Below are 15991 nucleotides of genomic sequence, written 5' to 3'. Positions count from 1 at the left end.
CTGTCCCTTACCCCAGATCCCCCAGCCGCGCCTGCAACGCCGCAATCGCGGCCAGGCCGGCGGTTTCGGTGCGCAGGATGCGCGGCCCCAGCTGCAGGCCCTGGAAACCGGCTTGGGCCAGCTGATCGCGGTCACGCGGCGACCAGCCCCCTTCCGGCCCGATGGCAATCACCACGCCCCCCGCCGGTGCGGCCTGCAGCGTGGACAGGCGATGGCTGCCCAGCGGGTCCAGGGTCAAGCGCAGGGTGTCGGCCGGCAACGCTGCCGTCGCCTGTGCCAGCGACAGCGGCGTGCCCACCGCCGGAATGCGCGCACGCCCGGACTGGCCACAGGCCGAGGTCACCACGTTGTTCCAGTGCGCCACGCGCTTTTCCGCGCGGGCGGCGTCCAGCTTCACTTCGGTACGCTCGGCATTCACCGGCACGATCGCCGCCACGCCCAGTTCGGTGGCTTTCTGCAGGATCAGGTCCATCTTCTCGCCGCGCGCCACGCCCTGCAGCAGGGTGATGGCCAGCGGCGATTCAGTGCCGACGGCCTGCACGGCGTCGATGCGCACCTGCACCTCGCGCTTGCCGGCCACGGTCAGCACGGCGCTGTAGTCGTGGCCATCGCCATTGAACAGCACGCAGGCATCGCCCTCGCGCAGGCGCATCACCCGTACCAGGTGGTTGGCGGTGTCTTCGGGCAGCGTCAGGGTCTGGCCGCTGTGCAGCGGCAGGTCGATGGGACAGCGGGTCACGCGCATGCAATTGCCTCGTCGATGGCTGCCAGCGTGGTGTGGGCCAGCAGTTCCAGTTGTTCGTCGTCCACACAATACGGTGGCATCCAGTACAGCACATCGCCCAGCGGGCGCAGCACCACGCCGCGCTTCAGCGCCGCCTTGTAGGCGTGCAGGCCCAGCCGCAATGCCGGATCGAACGGCGTGCGGCGATCGCCGTTGCGCGACAGTTCAAACGCCACCACCATGCCGGCCTGGCGCACATCGGCCACGTGCGCATGGTCGGCCAGCGGCGCGGCCAGGGCGCCCATCACCGACGCGATGCCGCGGTTGCGGGCAATCACGTCCTCGTCGCGGAAGATGTCCAGCGTGGCCAGGGCGGCCGCGCAGGCCAGCGGGTTGCCGGTATAGCTGTGCGAGTGCAGGAACGCGCGCTCGCGTGACTCGTCCAGGAATGCGTCGTACAGCGCCTGGGTGGCCAGCACCGCGGCCAGCGGCAGGAAGCCGCCGGTCAGGCCCTTGGACAGGCACATCAGGTCGGGCATCACCCCGGCCTGTTCGCAGGCGAACAGGGTGCCGGTGCGGCCAAAGCCGGTGGCGATCTCATCGGCGATCATGAACGCACCGTGCGCGTCGCACAGCTCGCGCACCCGCTTCAGATACACCGGGTCGTACATGCGCATGCCGCCGGCGCACTGCAGGCGCGGTTCCAGGATCACCGCGCAGATTTCGCCCGGGTGCTGGTCGAACAGCGTGGCCAGGCCGTCGGCGGCCTGCAGGGCGCGCTCAGTGGCGCTCTGCCCGGGCTCGGCCAGGTAGGCGTCGGGCGAGGGCGCGAACAGGCCTTCTGCCAGCAGCGGCGCATACACGCGGCGGTACAGCGGGATATCGCCCAGCGCCAGCGCGCCCAGGGTTTCGCCGTGGTAGCCGTTCTCCAGCGCGATGAAACGCGTGCGCCGGCGCTCCCCGCGGTTCTGGAAATACTGGAAGGCCATCTTCAGCGCCACTTCCACCCCGGCCGAGCCGTTGTCGGCGAAGAACACCTTGGCCAGCGGATCGCGCCCGGCCTGGCGCGGCGCCAGCGCCAGCAGGCGCTCGGCCAGGGTGATCGCCGGTTCATGGCTGAACCCGGCCAGCATCACCTGTTCCAGCTGCCCGGCCTGGGCGGCAATGGCGCCGCCGATGCGCGGTTCGGCGTGACCGAACAGGTTTGTCCACCAGCTGCTGACCGCATCCAGGTAGCGGTTGCCATCGTGATCGATCAGCCAGGCGCCCTGGCCGCGCGCGATCGGCACCAGCGGCAGGGTGTCCGGGTGCTCGCGCATCTGCGTGCAGGGGTGCCAGAGCACCTGCAGGTCGCGTTGCCGCCACTGCCGGGCCAGCGGGGAAGGGGTTGGGTCTGCTAGCATTTCGGGCTCATGAACATGTTGCTGCCTGCCCATTCTATCGGCCCCGGCGCGCGCGCCGCCCGCCGTGGAGAGTCCGAATGACCGATGACCGCGCCAGCCGTCGCCTGCCGATCATCCATCGGATCACCGACGAGGAAAACGGCCCGTTCCAGCGCCAGCACCTGGACCTGGAGTTTTCCAACGGCGAACACCGGCGCTTCGAGCGCCTGGTCAGTCGCGGCCATGGCGCGGTGGTGGTGGTGCCGATGCTGGATGACCAGACCGTACTGCTGGTGCGTGAATACGCCGCCGGTGTACACCGCTACGAGCTGGGCCTGGTGAAGGGCCGCATCGATGCGGGCGAAACCCCGGAACAGGCCGCCGACCGCGAACTGAAGGAAGAGGCCGGTTACGGTGCGCGGCGCGTGGACGTGCTGCGCGCGATGACCCTGGCCCCGACCTACATGAGCCACCAGTCGTGGCTGGTGGTGGCACGCGACCTGTACCCGGAAAAGCTGGCTGGCGATGAGCCCGAAGAGCTGGAAGTGGTGCCGTGGAAGCTGGCCGAGCTGGACCAGCTGATGCTGCGCGAAGACTTTTCCGAAGGCCGTTCGCTGGCCGCGCTGTTCATTGCGCGGCAGTGGCTGCAGGTGGCCCAATGATCAAGCTGACCACCGAACTGCGCGAGACCGCCATCGCCGTCGCCCAGGAAGCCGGGCAGGCGATCATGCAGGTCTACAGCAGCGGTTTCGACGTGACCCTGAAGGCCGACGACAGCCCGGTCACCGCGGCTGACCTGGCCGCCGACCGTGTCATCCAGCAGGGCCTGCGCCAGCTCACCCCGGATCTGCCCATCCTTTCCGAAGAATCGGCGCTGGTGCCCTGGGAACAACGCCAGCATTGGGGCGCGTACTGGCTGGTCGATCCGCTGGATGGCACCCGTGATTTCGTCAAGCGCAACGGCGAGTTCAGCGTCAACATCGCGCTGATCTACCAGGGCGCACCGGCGTTCGGCGTGGTGCAGGCGCCGGTCACCGGCATCGTCTGGCACGCCATGCGCGGCGAACTGGCCTACCGCCGCCAGGGCCTGCACGACACCGTGCTGCGCACCCGCAGCCCGGCCACCACGCCGTTGCGGGTGGCGGCCAGCCGCTCGCACCGCTCGCCGGAAACCATCGCGCTGCTGCAGCGCATGGGCGACATCGAAACGGTGGTGCAGGGCTCGTCGCTGAAATTCTGCCGGATCGCCGAAGGCGGTCTGGATGTCTATCCGCGGCTGGGTCCCACCTCGGAATGGGACACCGCCGCCGGCCAGTGCGTACTGCATGCCGCGGGCGGTGCCGTGCTGTCGGCGCATACCGGCAAGCCCTTCCGCTACAACCGCCGCAGCACGCTGCTCAATGGCGATTTCATCGCCCTGGGCGACACCAGCCTGCCGTGGCGCGACTGGTTGACCGACTGAACCTGGAGGCTGCATGAGCGATACCCCCACCGCCGGCAGTGCCGCCAGCACCGAACTGGAGCGCCTGCTGGGCATCATGGCGCGCCTGCGCGATCCGCAGGGCGGCTGCCCGTGGGATCTGCAGCAGGATTTCAGCACCATTGCGCCGTACACCATCGAAGAGGCCTATGAAGTGGCCGATGCCATCGACCGCGGCGACTTCGACGACCTGTGCGATGAACTGGGCGACCTGCTGCTGCAGGTGGTGTTCCATGCGCGCATGGCCGAAGAGCAGGGCAGCTTCGCCTTCGCCGATGTCGCCCGCGCGATCAGTGACAAGATGCAGCGCCGCCACCCGCACGTGTTCGCCGATGTGAACGTGGACGACGCCGATGGCGTGATGCGCAACTGGGATGCGATCAAGCGTGCCGAACGTGCGGCCAAGGGTGACCAGGATGGCTCGGCGCTGGCCGGCATCTCGCGCGGCCTGCCCGAATGGCAGCGTGCGGTGAAACTGCAGGCACGCGCCGCGCGCGTCGGCTTCGATTGGCCCGGCCCGTTGCCGGTGCTGGACAAGGCCGCCGAGGAACTGCAGGAACTGCGCGAGGAGTTCGAGCGCGGTGATGTTGCCGGCAACAAGGCGCGGCTGCAGGAGGAACTGGGCGACCTGCTGTTCGTCTGCGCCAACCTGGCCCGCCATGCCGATATTGATCTGGGCGCGGCGCTGCGTGGGGCCAACCACAAGTTCGAGCGCCGCTTCCGCGCCATGGAAGCGCAGGCCGAGGCGCAGGGGGGAGCGCTGGCGGGGTTGGACCTGGATGCGCAGGAAGCCCTCTGGCAGCACGCCAAGGCCGCGGAAAAAGCGTGAAAACGCTGGGTCTGTTTCTGCTGACCGCGCTGGCCGAAATTGTCGGCTGCTATCTGCCGTGGCTGTGGCTGCGCAAGGGCGGCAGCGCGTGGCTGCTGCTGCCGGCGGCGGCCAGCCTGGCCCTGTTCGCCTGGCTGCTGACCCTGCACCCCACCGCCAGCGGGCGTGTGTACGCCGCCTACGGTGGCGTGTACATCGGCACCGCGTTGTTCTGGCTGTGGCTGGTGGACGGCATCCGCCCCAGCCGCTGGGATCTGCTGGGCGCCGCCCTGTGCCTGGCCGGCATGGCCGTGATCATGTTCGGCCCGCGCGCCGCCACCCCGTGAACGGTAGAGTCGAGCCATGCTCGACTGTTTCTTGCTGCGGCGTCGAACCCTGCTCGGCCGCTTCTGCTCTTCCGTAGAGTCGAGCTTGCTCGACTGCTGGGAATTGTAGAGTCGAGCTTGCTCGACTGCTTTTGCTGGAAACAGTCGAGCAAGCTCGACTCTACCGAAGCCTGGAGGCAGTCGAGCATGGCTCGACTCTACAACAGCGCTTCAACGCGGGGCCTGGCAGCCCAGCATGCGCAGGTCGATCGCTTCGGCCATGCGCCGGTAGCCTTCATCATTGGGATGCAGGTGGTCGCGGGTGATGTCGCCCGGCAAGGCTTCCGGCGCCGCCGGGTCACGCAGCGCCGCGTCGAAATCGACCACGCCATCGAAGCCGGTGTCCTTGCCACGCGCCCACTGGTTGATGGCCGTGCGTGTCGCTGCCGACACCGGCTCGTAGCGCTCGGAACCGCCAAAGGGAGTCAGCGTGCCCAGCCATGCGCGAATGCCATGCGCCTGCAGCCGCGCCGCCACCTGCCGGTAACCCAGCAGCATGTCCGCTGCGTTGCGACCTGGCAACGGCTTGGCACCCCCACCATTGCGGATGTCATTGATGCCTTCGAACAGGATCACCTGATCGGCATCGGCCACCGCGATCACGTCGCGATCCAGGCGCGACAGCGCGCTGTGGCTGCGGCCGTGGTCCAGCAGTTTGTTGCCGCTGATGCCCTGGTTGAGCACCACGAAACGGTCCGGGCAGGCCTGTTGCAGGCGCTCGCCCAGCCGCTCGGGCCATTGGTTGAACGAGCCGCGCCGGGCCGTGGCGCCTTCGGTGATCGAATCGCCCAGGGCGACGATCACCTGCGGTCGGTCGGTGCGTTGCACCAGCACCGCAGAAAACACGTTCTGCTGGTAACTCACCTTCACCGCATCGGCCACGCTGGCCTGCGGGCCATCCACCACCCGCACCACCGTGCGGCGCACGGCCGGCCGTGTCGGCTGCGGGAACCACGCGGTCACGCTGATTTCCTGCAGCGCGCCCAGCCGCAGCGGCAGCGGATCGCTCAACAGCGCTGCACCCACCGGCACCTCGATCGCGCTGCGTCCATCCACCGTCACCGCCAGCGGCGCAGCCTTTCCACCCTTCAACTGCACGCGCACATCTTCCACGCGCAGCGGTGTGGTGCCCAGTTCGTTGCTGATGCGCAGCCGCAGCGCATCGCCACGGCTGCCCACGCGCATGTCCTGGCGTACCGTCTGCGCGGCGAACTGCACCGGCGCCTCGGCAGTGCCGTCCTTGCGGTCCGGCGCCGGTGACGCGGTCCAGGCGGTCACCCAGACCGGTGCGGCCTGGGTGTCGGGGGCGGCCACGGCAGCGCCGAGAGCCAGCGAAAGCAGGGTGATCCAGCGCTGCATGGGAAGGGTCCGCTCAGGTCAGGAGAAGTAGGTGCCGCCGTTCACATCCAGGTTCGCACCGGTGATGAAGGCCGCTGCGTCCGAGGCCAGGAACACCGCCGCATCCGCCGCTTCTTCCGGCACGCCCTGGCGGCGCAGCGGGGTCGCACCGGCTACCGCCGTGCGCACTTCCGGCTTGGTGAATTCATCGTGGAAGCGGGTGGCGATCATGCCGCAGCACAGTGCATTCACGCGGATGCCCTTCGGCCCCAGTTCCTTGGCCATGGCACGGGTGAAGGTCATCACCGCTGCCTTGGCCGTGGCATAGATCGAAGCGCCCGGGCCGCCGCCATCGCGCCCTGCCTGCGAGGCGAAATTCACGATGGCCGCGCCTTCGCCCATGTGCGGCACCACCGCGTGCGTGGTCAGGTAGGTGGAGGTGAGGTTCAGGTCCATCACGGTGTGGAAGAACGCCGGGTCGATGTCGGCCAGCGGGCGGCGCTGCACCATGCCGCCGGCCACGTTCACCAGCAGGTCGATGCGCTCACCGAACGCGGCCTGGGTGGCGGCCACCAGGCCGGCCACGGCAGCAGCGTCGGTCACGTCGGCGCGGTGCACGATGGCCTTGCCACCGGCGGCCTGGATGGCGGCCAGCGTGTCCTGCGCGCTGGCTTCGTCGTTGGCGTAGTTGATGCACACGCGGGCACCGGCGGCGGCCAGCTTGATCGAGACGGCGCGACCGATATCACGGCCACCACCGGTGACGATGGCCACCTTGTCCTTGAACGACATGCGGGAAACTCCTTGGTTTGTGGGGGAATGAAAAACGTGGGCTCAACGGCCGGGGCGGTCGAGCTTGTGGATCGGGCCGGTCCACCACCACAGCGCGGCCAGCGACAGCGGCACCAGGGCGGCGACAAGAATGAAAATGGGCGCGTAGGAATGGCGGGTCAGCACCGGCACCAGCCAGGTGGTGATCAGGGTGCCGGCCACGGCGGCCAGTCCACCCAGGCCGGCCAGGGTGCCCACCGAACGACCGTCGAACAGATCGCCCGGCAGGGTCTGGATGTTGCCGATTGCCACCTGGAAGCCGAACAGCACCGCGGCAATGGCCAGCACCGCCAGCAGCGGCTGGTTGGCCAGCACTGCGCCCAGCAGGGCCGGGGCCATGATCAGGCAGCCCAGCGAGATGGACTGCTTGCGCGCGCGGTCCACGCTGTGCCCGGCGCGGATCAGCCGGCCCGACAACCAGCCACCGGTCAGGCTGCCCAGCATGGCGCCGACGAAGGGCACCCAGGCGAACAGGCCGATCTGCTTGATGTCAAAGCCGAATGTTTCGGCCAGGTAGATCGGCAGCCACGAAACGAACAGCCACCAGATCGGGTCCAGCAGGAAGCGGCAGGCCAGCATGCCCCAGCTCTGCCGATGGGCAAGTAGCGCACGCACGCTCACCTTCGGCGCGGCCACCGCCTGCTGCCCGGCCTGGTCTTCCTGTATCAATCGGCGCTCGGCGTCGCTCACCCAGGGGTGCTTGTCCGGCCCGGCGCGGTAGACGAACAGCCACGGCAGCAGCCACAGGAAGCCGATGGCACCAACCAGCACGAAGGTGCCGCGCCAGCCCAGCCACAGGTACAGGCCGGCAATGGCTGGCGCAGAGACAATCGCGCCTACCGACGCACCGGCATTGAACACGCCCTGCGCCAGCGCCCGTTCGCGCGCCGGGAACCATTCCGCATTGGCCTTCACCGCGCCCGGCCATGCACCGGCCTCGCTGATGCCCAGCATCGCGCGCACCAGGCTGAAGGACAGGATCGAATGGGTGACCGCATGCAGGGCGATGGAGATCGACCACACGCTGATCGACAGGGCAAAGCCCAGCCGCGTACCGATCATGTCGAACAGGCGGCCGAACAGGAACTGGCCGGCCGCGTAGAACAGCATGAACACCGTTACCAGCAGCGCGTAATCATCCTTGGTTGCGCCCACTTCCTTGGCGATCTCCGGCCACATCACCGCCAGGGCGTTGCGGTCGATGTAGTTGATCACCGTGGCCACGGCGATCAGACCGACAATCAGCCAGCGCACGGCCGAACGCACCGGCACCTTGCGCAGCGTGGATACCACCGCCGGGCCATTCATCGCGCTTCACCCTTGCTGCGGTCCATGCGCGCGTGGCTGCCGCTCCAGCGATAGACGTGGCCATCGACGGTCACGCTGTGCTCGCCCTTGGCGGTGCTGTCGTCGGCCACGCCCAGGGCGATGCGGGCGCCGCTGGCCAGGCGCAGTTCGATCACCTCGGCATCGCTGCCACGGCCGCGCACGATCTCCTTGATGCGGCTGTCCGCACCGTGCACGTACTCGGCGGTGCCGTTGTACTCGCCATGCGGCTCCAGCACGCTGTAGAAGGTCACGTCCTTCTGCCCTTCCACGCGTTGCAGCAGGGCCGGTTCGCGGCGCAGGTTGAATTCCGGATCGTTGGCGCCGCTTTCCACCAGCAGGGCCTGTGCAGGCGCACTGCTGCCGAAGCGATAGGTGTAGAAGCGCCCATCCAGCAGCCAGGCCAGCGTGCGCGGTTCACTGCCGGCCTTGCTGCGCGCATCCAGCCACAGGTGCTGGTAACCGTTGTCGCTGCCCAGCACCGGCCGCTGCGCCGGGAAATGCTCAGCCTCGAAGCCGGTGGTGACGATGTGGCCGTTGAAGTGCAGCGGCAGGTCGTAGCGCGCGGCCTTGTCGCCGTGCACCTGCAGCAGGTCCAGCACCACCGGCAGGCCCAGTTCGGGGTGGCGCAGCAGCGCCTGGGTGCGGGTGAACACCACGCCGGGGTAGGCATCGCGCATGCTGGCCGAGGCAATCTGGGTATCGGCGTCGGCCTGGAAGAAGCGCATCTGCGGTGCATGCGCTTCGCCGCGCTTCCAGTCGCCCTTGAAGTGGCTGGTCTCGTTCACCACCAGGGTGTTGTGGGCCACGGTCTGCTTGGCCCAGCTGCGGTTCTCGGCCAGGTAGATGCCGCCGCGCTTGGCTTCCACGTTCAGGAAGCGGGCCGCGCCGTAGTCGGTCACCACCGGGTTGCCATTGTCATAGAACAGCCAGTTGAGCTTGTCGAAATGCCCATGGCCCATGCCCTGCATGGTGTCTTTCTGCACCAGCGCCTGGCCGCGTTCACCGTTCATGCGCAGGATCGCCAGGCCACCGCGGTCGCCGGCCGGGCCATCGCGCAGCAGCATGGGCCGGAAGTCGAAGGGTTTGGCCTTGTTGGCCGCCAATGCCTGCGCCACCTGCAGGCCCTCGGGTGAAAGCAGCAGCCGTTTCTGTTTCTGCGCTACCGACAGCAGGCGATCATCGCCGCTGCGCGCATAAGCAATGCCGATGCCGGCCACCAGCTCCTCGGTGTCGATGCCCTTGTCCAGGATCGCATCGTTGATCGGGAAGAACAGGCCGTCATAGCTGGTCTGCACCAGCACATCCACCGCCTTCAGCAGCACGCCATCGCGGCGCTGGAAGATCTTCCGCTGCGGTTCGTTGCGCTCGATGGCATTGGCGAACAGCAGGAACGGCGCCAGGGCATAGCGCTGGTAGTACGGGCCCTCTTCGTAATAGCCATCGGGCGAGAACAGCAGGTCGACCTGGCGCAGGAAGCCGAACTGGTCATTCTTCTGGCTGCCGCGCAGCGATTTTTCCACCAGTTCCTGGTCACGCAGCACATAGCCGGTCATGCCGGTGGCCGCGACCGCCCAGGTCGCATGGTTGTGGATCTGGTCGTAGTTCTTCGGCTCGCTCACCAGGAATTCGGCCATCGGCCGGAACACCTGTGATTCGATGGTCTGGCGGTCGGCGGCGGGCAGCGCATCGCGGATCGCGTCGTAGCCCTGGATCGCGTTCACCAGCCACACCGAATCGTTCAGCACCTGCCAGAACACGCGGCCTGGAATCTGTCCGCGGCCTTCGGGGTGCGGGCCCAGGGTGGGGTAGAGCTTGGCGTACTGCAGCAGCATGTCGCGCGCGTAGTCCACATAGGCCTTGTCACCGGTCAGCCGGTACAGCGTGCCGGCCGCCAGCAGTGCCTGGTAATTGCGCTTGTGCTGTTCGTGGGTGCGGCCGCCGCCCTTGTCCTTCGGCACCGGCACGTCGATGCCGGCCTTCATCATCTTCTTCAGCGATTTTTCCGCACGCGCCTGCTCCTTGGCGAACCAGGGGTAGCGGCTGCCTTCGCTGGCCATCTGCTGCCACTGCGCAGCGGTCACCAGCACCGGTGCGGTGTCGGCTTGGCGTGCGGCGGGCGCAGGTGCCGCGTGCAGCGGCAGGGCCGGCAACACGGCAGCGGGCAGCGCCAGGGCCAGGGAAATGAACAGCGGCTGCAACCTCATCGATCAACTCCGGTGTTGGTGCGTGACAGGGCAACCTCGCCCACCTTGGGGTACCAGTCCACCCCGGTTGCTTCGCGCGCGGTCATCGTCAGTGCCGGCTCGGCACCCACGGCCGGCAGGGCAGGGCTGGGCACCCACAGGCCGCTGGCGGCCTGTTGCAGGGTGACGGTGGCACTGGCCACCCCGCCGGGAAACACCGTGCTGGCCTGCGGTGACTGCAGGTTGCCGGCGAAGGTGATGCCCGCCAGCGAACTGGCGGCGGTGGGGGGATTTTTGCTGTTGCGGTTGACGATCAGGTTGGCGCTGAAGCGGCTGTTGCTGGCGGCCACGTCCAGGCCCTTGGCCGGGTCGTGGCCGACGCCGAAGCTGATCCGGGCCACATCCACGAAGGTGTTGCGGCTGATCGTGGCGTTCACTACCGGCGCGTAGCCAGACAGCGGCGGGTTGGCCTGGGCGTCCATCACCGCCAGCGCGGCGCGGTTGCTGGAACCGGCCAGGCGCTCGAAGTAGTTGTTGCTGACGGTCTGGTCGGCGTTGATCACGCGCACGCCGCCGGTGCCAGCCTTGTCATCGCCCAGGAACACGTTGTCCAGCACGCGGTTGCCGTTGCCATGGCGCAGGGTGAGCGCACCGGCCGAACGGTAGAACACGTTGCCGCGATAGGTATTGCCACCGGACTTGTTGCTGATGATCTCGGTTTCGCCGTCGCAGCCTTCGAACCAGTTGTTCTCGATGGTGCTGTTGGAATCGCTCAGCGAGGTATCGCTGGTGCCCACGCGTATCGTCTCGCCGCCGTTCACGCCCAGCGCCGGGCGCGGCCCGAACCAGGTGTGGTCGATGCGGTGCTGGTTGTCCAGGCCCTGGGTGGCATCGCGCACCACCACCACGGTCGGGCCGGCGTTGGTCTTGCCGCGCAGCTGGCTGTGGTCCAGGCGGTTGTGGCTGCCGTACAACGAAACCCAGTAGTCCTGGTCGCTGGCATCGGGGTTGCTGTAATCGTCGATCACCAGCCCGGTTACCCGGCTGTGGGTGGCCACGGCCTTGCTCGATTCGCGGAAGGCCACTACCGAATCGCCGGGGGTGTAGCCATCGCGGAACACCAGGTTGGCCACCTGCAGGTAGCTGCCCGCGAGGCGAAGGTCGGAGCGACCGCTCAGGATCACCTTGCCCGGGGTCTGTGCGCGCAGCACGATCGGCGCCGCCGCCGTGCCCTGTCCCTTCAGCAGCAAGCGGGTATCGGTCCAGGTGCCATCGGCCAGCACGATCTCGTCACCGGGCTGCAGGGCGGCCGCTGCGGTGGTGAACTCGGCGGCGTCGTGCACCAGCCAGCTGGCGGCCTGTGCCGAAAAAGTGGACAGGCACATTGCCAGTCCAGTGGTCAGGCAGGAAACCGAAAATGGTTTGGAACGGCGGTGCGGTAGCGATAAGAGGCGCATGCGAACCTTCCAGGGACAGTGTGAGTGTCGTTTCGGGGCGGGTATGTATACCACTTTGGGGTCTTTTGTAAGCCAGCTTTCGCGCAAAGTCATGCTGCATCAGCACATAAGTTGACCGTGAATTGGTCTGGAACAAAGGTATTAATAAAAACCCAGTCCAATTGGTTGACAACTTGCCATCGGCGTGCCGAAGCTGCGTCCCACGCCTGCCATCCAGGCGATCCTTTGGGAGGAGGAGACCATGCGGCGAACCGCCGGAGCAGTACGCAACACCTCGTTGTGCCCCACGCCACTGATCGTGGCACTGCTGGCAGCGCTGGCGGCCGTGCCCACCGTACAGGCGCAGTCGGCCGCGCAGGAGCAGGACGCGACCACGCTGGACCAGGTGCAGGTCACCGGCATCCGCGAATCCATGCAGAGTTCGATCAACAAGAAGCGCGACGACACGGTCATTGCCGATGTGCTGTCGGCCGATGACATTGGCGACCTGCCGGCACCGTCGTTGGCCGATGCGATCGAAACCCTCACCGGCGCAGCATCCACCCGTGACAAGACCGGCGCTTCTGAAATTTCCATCCGCGGCCTCGGCGCGTTCCTCAGCAGCACCAATTTCAACGGCCGCGAGATCACCAACGGCAGCGGCGATCGTTCGGTCAACTTCAACATGTTCCCGGCCGAACTGGTCAACACGGTGGCCATCTACAAGACCCAGCGTGCGGACATCATCGAGGGCGGCGTGGCCGGCACCATCGGCCTGGAAACCGTGCGTCCGCTGGAATACGGCAAGCGTGCGGCGCAGATCGACCTGCGCGGCAGCTGGGCCGAGTATGACAAGAAGTACCGCGACGACGATGGCATCGGCTACCGCGGCACCGCCAGCTACATCGATCAGTTCGAGTTCGGCGATGGCCAGAAGCTGGGCATCTCGCTGGGCTTCCAGCGGCTGGACGGCACCGACCCGGAAGAAAGCATCACCAGCGGCTCCACCTGGTACGCCTGCAACGGCGCGCAGAACGTGGCCAACGCCAACTGCAACGAAGTGAGTGCGCAGGCCATCGCCAACGGGGCGCCGTACTACCTGGTGCCCAGCAGCCGCATCTACCGCTTGAAACAGGAACGCAACGACCGCCAGAGCGAGTTCGCCGCGATCCAGTGGCGGCCCAACGATGTGGTCGAGCTGAACGTGGACTTCGAGCATACCGACCGCAACTGGTATGAAAACCGCAGCGACCTGAGCCTGTCCAACGCCCGCCGCGGCATCACCCAGCGCGAGGTGGACAAGAACGGCATCGTGCGCCACCTGCACGGCAGCACGTCCATCGATTCCACGTCCAACCGCTACTGGCGCGGCGAGGAGTACACCGGTGGCGGCCTGAACCTGATCCTGCGGCCCAGCCCGGCCTGGGAACTGACCACCGACCTTTCCTACTCGCACACCAACCGCCTGGACAGCGAGCGCATGACCCGCCTGCGCGCCAACCAGCGCGACGTCAACAACGCCGTGGTGCCCGGCATCAGCAGCGGCGCCACCGGTTACGTGGACTACGACTGGGATTGGCACGGCGAGGTGCCCAGCATCGCGCTGGCGCCCAACTTCGATGTCAACAACTGGGATGCGTACTCGGGTGCGGCGCGGGTGACTTCCAGCGCCACCGAGAACGATCACAAGATCAAGGCCGGCCGCTTCGATACCAGCTTCACGCCCGAGTCGGGCTTCTTCACCCGCATCAAGGGCGGGTTGCGCGCCAGCCAGGCCGACTACCGCCTGCGCGACAACACCCTGGTGACCGACTACGACCCGCGCGTGGCCGCCGACAAGGCGAAGATCATCGCGGCGAACAAGGCGTGCCGTGCGCCGTTCCCGCAGAACGACTTCATGGACGCCTCCAGTGGCAACACGATCTCGTCCTGGGTGTACTTCGACCCGGACTGCCTGTACCAGTCGTTCCGCGGCAGCCTGGCCAGCGGCCTGGATCCGGATTTCCAGGATCCCAACAACGTCGATGTCACTGAAAAGACCCGCGCGCTGTACCTGATGGGCGAATTCAGCAGCACCCTGCTGGGCCTGCCGGTCAGCGGCAACGTCGGCGTGCGCTGGGTGAAGACCGATGTACGTTCCGAAGGCGTGCGCACCGATCTTGTGGTGCTGGACAACGGCGATGGCACCCTTCGCCTGCAGCCCACCGGCAACTACACCACCCAGGTCTTCAAGGCCGGCAATGACAAGCTGCTGCCCAGCCTGAATGCCGCCTTCGAACTGCAACCGGACCTGCTGCTGCGGGTGGGCGCCTACCGCGCGATGTCGCGTCCGGATATCGCCGCGCTGGGGGCAGGGCGCACCATCAATGTCAGCAGCGATGCCACCTACAGCGACCTGGCCGACGCGCTGGATGACATCAGTGCCAGCGGCAACCCGGCCGCGCAGCCGTTGATGTCCTGGAACGGCGATCTGTCGCTGGAGTGGTACCCGAACCCGGACACGATGCTGGCCGGTGCGGTGTACTGGAAGCAGTTCAACGGCGGCACCGCCACCGCGCTGGTGCCGGAAACCTACACCCTCAACGGGCAGACGGTGACCGTACCGGTGCGCCAGCAGGTCACCACCGATGAGGACAGCACGCTGACCGGCTTCGAGCTGACCGCCACCCACCGCCTGTCCTATCTGCCCAAGCCATTCGACGGGCTGGGTTTCAAGGTCAGCTACAACTACGCCGATGCCGATTACCAGACCCAGGATTCGCGGTTGGGCGAGCAGGTAGCCGCCGATGGCAGCATCATTCCCGCCATCGTGCCGCCGGCCGGGCTGAGCGGTTTCTCGCGCCACGTGCTGTCCGGCTCGATCTACTGGGACGTCGGCCGCTTCAACATCCAGGCCATCGGCAAGTTCCGCTCGCACTACTACCAGGATTTCACCGGCAACACCGCGCAGCAGAACCGCTACTACGATGACAACACCAGCGTGGACCTGCGCATGCGCTACCGGGTCAGCAAACAGCTGTCGCTGTCGTTGGAGCTGATGAACCTGACCAACGAACCGCGCGTGGCCTACCAGCCGCTTTACGGCAACTTCCGTGAAGTGGTGAGCTACGGGCGACGCGCGTATTTCGGTGTACGATACAAGTTCTGAACAGGGCGGCGCGGCCACAGGTCGCGCCGTCGCTCCAACCGGACCCGCACCGCGCACGGTGGCCCGGGACGGGCCCGGAGGGAACCGCCAAGGGTCAGCCGCATGTCCGCCAACCGTCTCTACCAGACCATCGCCGCCAAACTCCGCTCGTTGATCGAGGGCGGTGAATTCCCGCCGGGTTCGCGCCTGCCGGGCGAGCGTGAGCTGGCCGAGCGTTTCGGCGTCAGCCGGGTGACCATCCGCGAAGCCGAGATCGCCCTGGAAGCGCAGGGCTGGATCGCCATCCGCATCGGTTCGGGCGTTTACGTGAAGCCGCGCCCGGCGCAGGCCAGCGGCGGCCTGCCCGATGTCAGTGCCTTCGACCTTACCGCTGCCCGTGCCGTGTTCGAGGCCGAAGCGGCGGCGCTGGCGGCCGGCAACATCGATGAAGCGGGCATCGCCGAACTGCAGGTCCTGGCCGAAGCACTGTGCCGGCGCGACCTGACCGATGCCGAGGCGGGCGACTTCGATCGCCGTTTCCACCTGACCATCGCGCGCCTGTCCGGCAATCCGGTGGTCGAATATTTCGTGCAGCAGATCTGGCGCATGCGCAGCGAGCTGCCGCGGGTGACCGAGGTCTACGCGCGGGTCTGCCATGACGACGGCGCCAGCCGTGCCGACGAACACATGGCCATCTTCGAAGCACTGCGCAGCCGCGATCCGGTGGCCGCGCGCAATGCCATGCGCCATCACTTCCAGCGTCTGTTCGAGGCGATGCTGGCAGCGACCGAAAGCCAGGCCCTGGAAGAAATCCGCCGCCGCACCCAGCAGGACCGCGAACGGTTCCTGGCCACCACCCGCATCTGAGGGGTTTCCAGCCAACGGCGCAGCCCCTCGTGGGTTGGCCGGCGGTGGAGTCGACTGGCATTGCGAGCTGGGTCGGGGGGGGGGGGGGGGGGGGGGGGGG

At 67.3% G+C, this 15991-nt stretch carries 13 protein-coding genes; 6 read left to right on the top strand and 7 right to left on the bottom strand.

Annotation, left to right across the window (positions count from 1 at the left end; translation table 11 throughout):
* Positions 1–7: 7 nt before the first annotated feature.
* A complete protein-coding gene (locus IAE58_RS11990) occupies positions 8–745 on the bottom strand; it encodes a 16S rRNA (uracil(1498)-N(3))-methyltransferase (RefSeq protein WP_199933790.1) in 738 nt (245 codons plus the stop codon).
* Positions 736–2127 (bottom strand): adenosylmethionine--8-amino-7-oxononanoate transaminase, encoded by a 1392-nt coding sequence (gene bioA, locus IAE58_RS11985; protein WP_233614922.1) that lies wholly within the window; start codon positions 2125–2127, stop codon positions 736–738. The genes IAE58_RS11990 and bioA overlap by 10 nt, the downstream gene beginning before the upstream one ends.
* Before the next feature lie 77 nt (positions 2128–2204).
* Here bioA and nudE point away from each other — a divergent pair, with 77 nt between their 5' ends.
* From nudE to IAE58_RS11965, 4 genes are read left to right on the top strand one after another with little or no spacing between them, the layout of a single operon-like run.
* Entirely contained in the window at positions 2205–2768 is a 564-nt protein-coding gene (gene nudE, locus IAE58_RS11980) for an ADP compounds hydrolase NudE (protein WP_199933788.1), read from the top strand.
* The gene (gene cysQ, locus IAE58_RS11975) at positions 2765–3568 is read left to right on the top strand and encodes a 3'(2'),5'-bisphosphate nucleotidase CysQ (RefSeq protein ID WP_199933787.1); all 804 of its coding nucleotides are present in this window, start codon (positions 2765–2767) and stop codon (positions 3566–3568) included. Before nudE ends, cysQ begins: the two co-directional genes overlap by 4 nt.
* Before the next feature lie 13 nt (positions 3569–3581).
* A complete protein-coding gene (gene mazG, locus IAE58_RS11970) occupies positions 3582–4415 on the top strand; it encodes a nucleoside triphosphate pyrophosphohydrolase (RefSeq protein WP_199933786.1) in 834 nt (277 codons plus the stop codon).
* Positions 4412–4741 (top strand): YnfA family protein, encoded by a 330-nt coding sequence (locus IAE58_RS11965; protein ID WP_108753886.1) that lies wholly within the window; start codon positions 4412–4414, stop codon positions 4739–4741. The genes mazG and IAE58_RS11965 overlap by 4 nt, the downstream gene beginning before the upstream one ends.
* Positions 4742–4951: 210 nt before the next feature.
* On the opposite strand, the gene IAE58_RS11960 is transcribed toward IAE58_RS11965, so the two are convergent.
* The 5 genes from IAE58_RS11960 to IAE58_RS11940 are packed head-to-tail and all read right to left on the bottom strand — an operon-like array spanning position 4952 to position 11846.
* Positions 4952–6139 carry a GDSL-type esterase/lipase family protein gene (locus IAE58_RS11960; protein WP_199933785.1) on the bottom strand — a complete coding sequence of 396 codons (1188 nt, stop codon included), beginning with the start codon at positions 6137–6139 and terminating at the stop codon, positions 4952–4954.
* A gap of 18 nt (positions 6140–6157) precedes the next feature.
* Positions 6158–6910 (bottom strand): glucose 1-dehydrogenase, encoded by a 753-nt coding sequence (locus IAE58_RS11955; protein ID WP_199933784.1) that lies wholly within the window; start codon positions 6908–6910, stop codon positions 6158–6160.
* A 42-nt stretch (positions 6911–6952) separates the two neighbouring features.
* A complete protein-coding gene (locus IAE58_RS11950) occupies positions 6953–8257 on the bottom strand; it encodes an MFS transporter (RefSeq protein WP_199933783.1) in 1305 nt (434 codons plus the stop codon).
* On the bottom strand, positions 8254–10482 hold the full coding sequence (locus IAE58_RS11945; RefSeq protein WP_199933782.1) for an oligoalginate lyase: 2229 nt from the start codon (positions 10480–10482) through the stop codon (positions 8254–8256). The genes IAE58_RS11950 and IAE58_RS11945 overlap by 4 nt, the downstream gene beginning before the upstream one ends.
* The gene (locus IAE58_RS11940; protein WP_233614921.1) at positions 10479–11846 is read right to left on the bottom strand and encodes a polysaccharide lyase 6 family protein; all 1368 of its coding nucleotides are present in this window, start codon (positions 11844–11846) and stop codon (positions 10479–10481) included. The genes IAE58_RS11945 and IAE58_RS11940 overlap by 4 nt, the downstream gene beginning before the upstream one ends.
* A 313-nt stretch (positions 11847–12159) precedes the next feature.
* Here IAE58_RS11940 and IAE58_RS11935 point away from each other — a divergent pair, with 313 nt between their 5' ends.
* Both IAE58_RS11935 and IAE58_RS11930 read left to right on the top strand, forming a co-directional pair.
* Positions 12160–15045: a TonB-dependent receptor gene (locus IAE58_RS11935; RefSeq protein ID WP_199933780.1), complete on the top strand. Its 2886-nt coding sequence runs from the start codon at positions 12160–12162 to the stop codon at positions 15043–15045.
* Between the two features lie 102 nt (positions 15046–15147).
* Positions 15148–15891: a FadR/GntR family transcriptional regulator gene (locus IAE58_RS11930; RefSeq protein WP_108753879.1), complete on the top strand. Its 744-nt coding sequence runs from the start codon at positions 15148–15150 to the stop codon at positions 15889–15891.
* The last annotated feature ends 100 nt before the right edge of the window (positions 15892–15991 follow it).

Origin of the sequence: Stenotrophomonas sp. S49 (assembly GCF_016624905.1) — a bacterium.
Taxonomy (GTDB): domain Bacteria; phylum Pseudomonadota; class Gammaproteobacteria; order Xanthomonadales; family Xanthomonadaceae; genus Stenotrophomonas.
This window is presented reverse-complemented; position numbering and strand designations above follow the sequence as displayed.

What these genes read in the sequence shown, in the direction of transcription:
- IAE58_RS11990 (WP_199933790.1), bottom strand. Translation starts at nt 745, where the DNA reads ATGCGCGTGACCCGCTGTCCCATCGACCTGCCGCTGCACAGCGGCCAG.
- bioA (WP_233614922.1), bottom strand. Translation starts at nt 2,127, where the DNA reads ATGCTAGCAGACCCAACCCCTTCCCCGCTGGCCCGGCAGTGGCGGCAA.
- nudE (WP_199933788.1), top strand. Translation starts at nt 2,205, where the DNA reads ATGACCGATGACCGCGCCAGCCGTCGCCTGCCGATCATCCATCGGATC.
- cysQ (WP_199933787.1), top strand. Translation starts at nt 2,765, where the DNA reads ATGATCAAGCTGACCACCGAACTGCGCGAGACCGCCATCGCCGTCGCC.
- mazG (WP_199933786.1), top strand. Translation starts at nt 3,582, where the DNA reads ATGAGCGATACCCCCACCGCCGGCAGTGCCGCCAGCACCGAACTGGAG.
- IAE58_RS11960 (WP_199933785.1), bottom strand. Translation starts at nt 6,139, where the DNA reads ATGCAGCGCTGGATCACCCTGCTTTCGCTGGCTCTCGGCGCTGCCGTG.
- IAE58_RS11955 (WP_199933784.1), bottom strand. Translation starts at nt 6,910, where the DNA reads ATGTCGTTCAAGGACAAGGTGGCCATCGTCACCGGTGGTGGCCGTGAT.
- IAE58_RS11950 (WP_199933783.1), bottom strand. Translation starts at nt 8,257, where the DNA reads ATGAATGGCCCGGCGGTGGTATCCACGCTGCGCAAGGTGCCGGTGCGT.
- IAE58_RS11945 (WP_199933782.1), bottom strand. Translation starts at nt 10,482, where the DNA reads ATGAGGTTGCAGCCGCTGTTCATTTCCCTGGCCCTGGCGCTGCCCGCT.
- IAE58_RS11940 (WP_233614921.1), bottom strand. Translation starts at nt 11,846, where the DNA reads ATGTGCCTGTCCACTTTTTCGGCACAGGCCGCCAGCTGGCTGGTGCAC.
- IAE58_RS11935 (WP_199933780.1), top strand. Translation starts at nt 12,160, where the DNA reads ATGCGGCGAACCGCCGGAGCAGTACGCAACACCTCGTTGTGCCCCACG.
- IAE58_RS11930 (WP_108753879.1), top strand. Translation starts at nt 15,148, where the DNA reads ATGTCCGCCAACCGTCTCTACCAGACCATCGCCGCCAAACTCCGCTCG.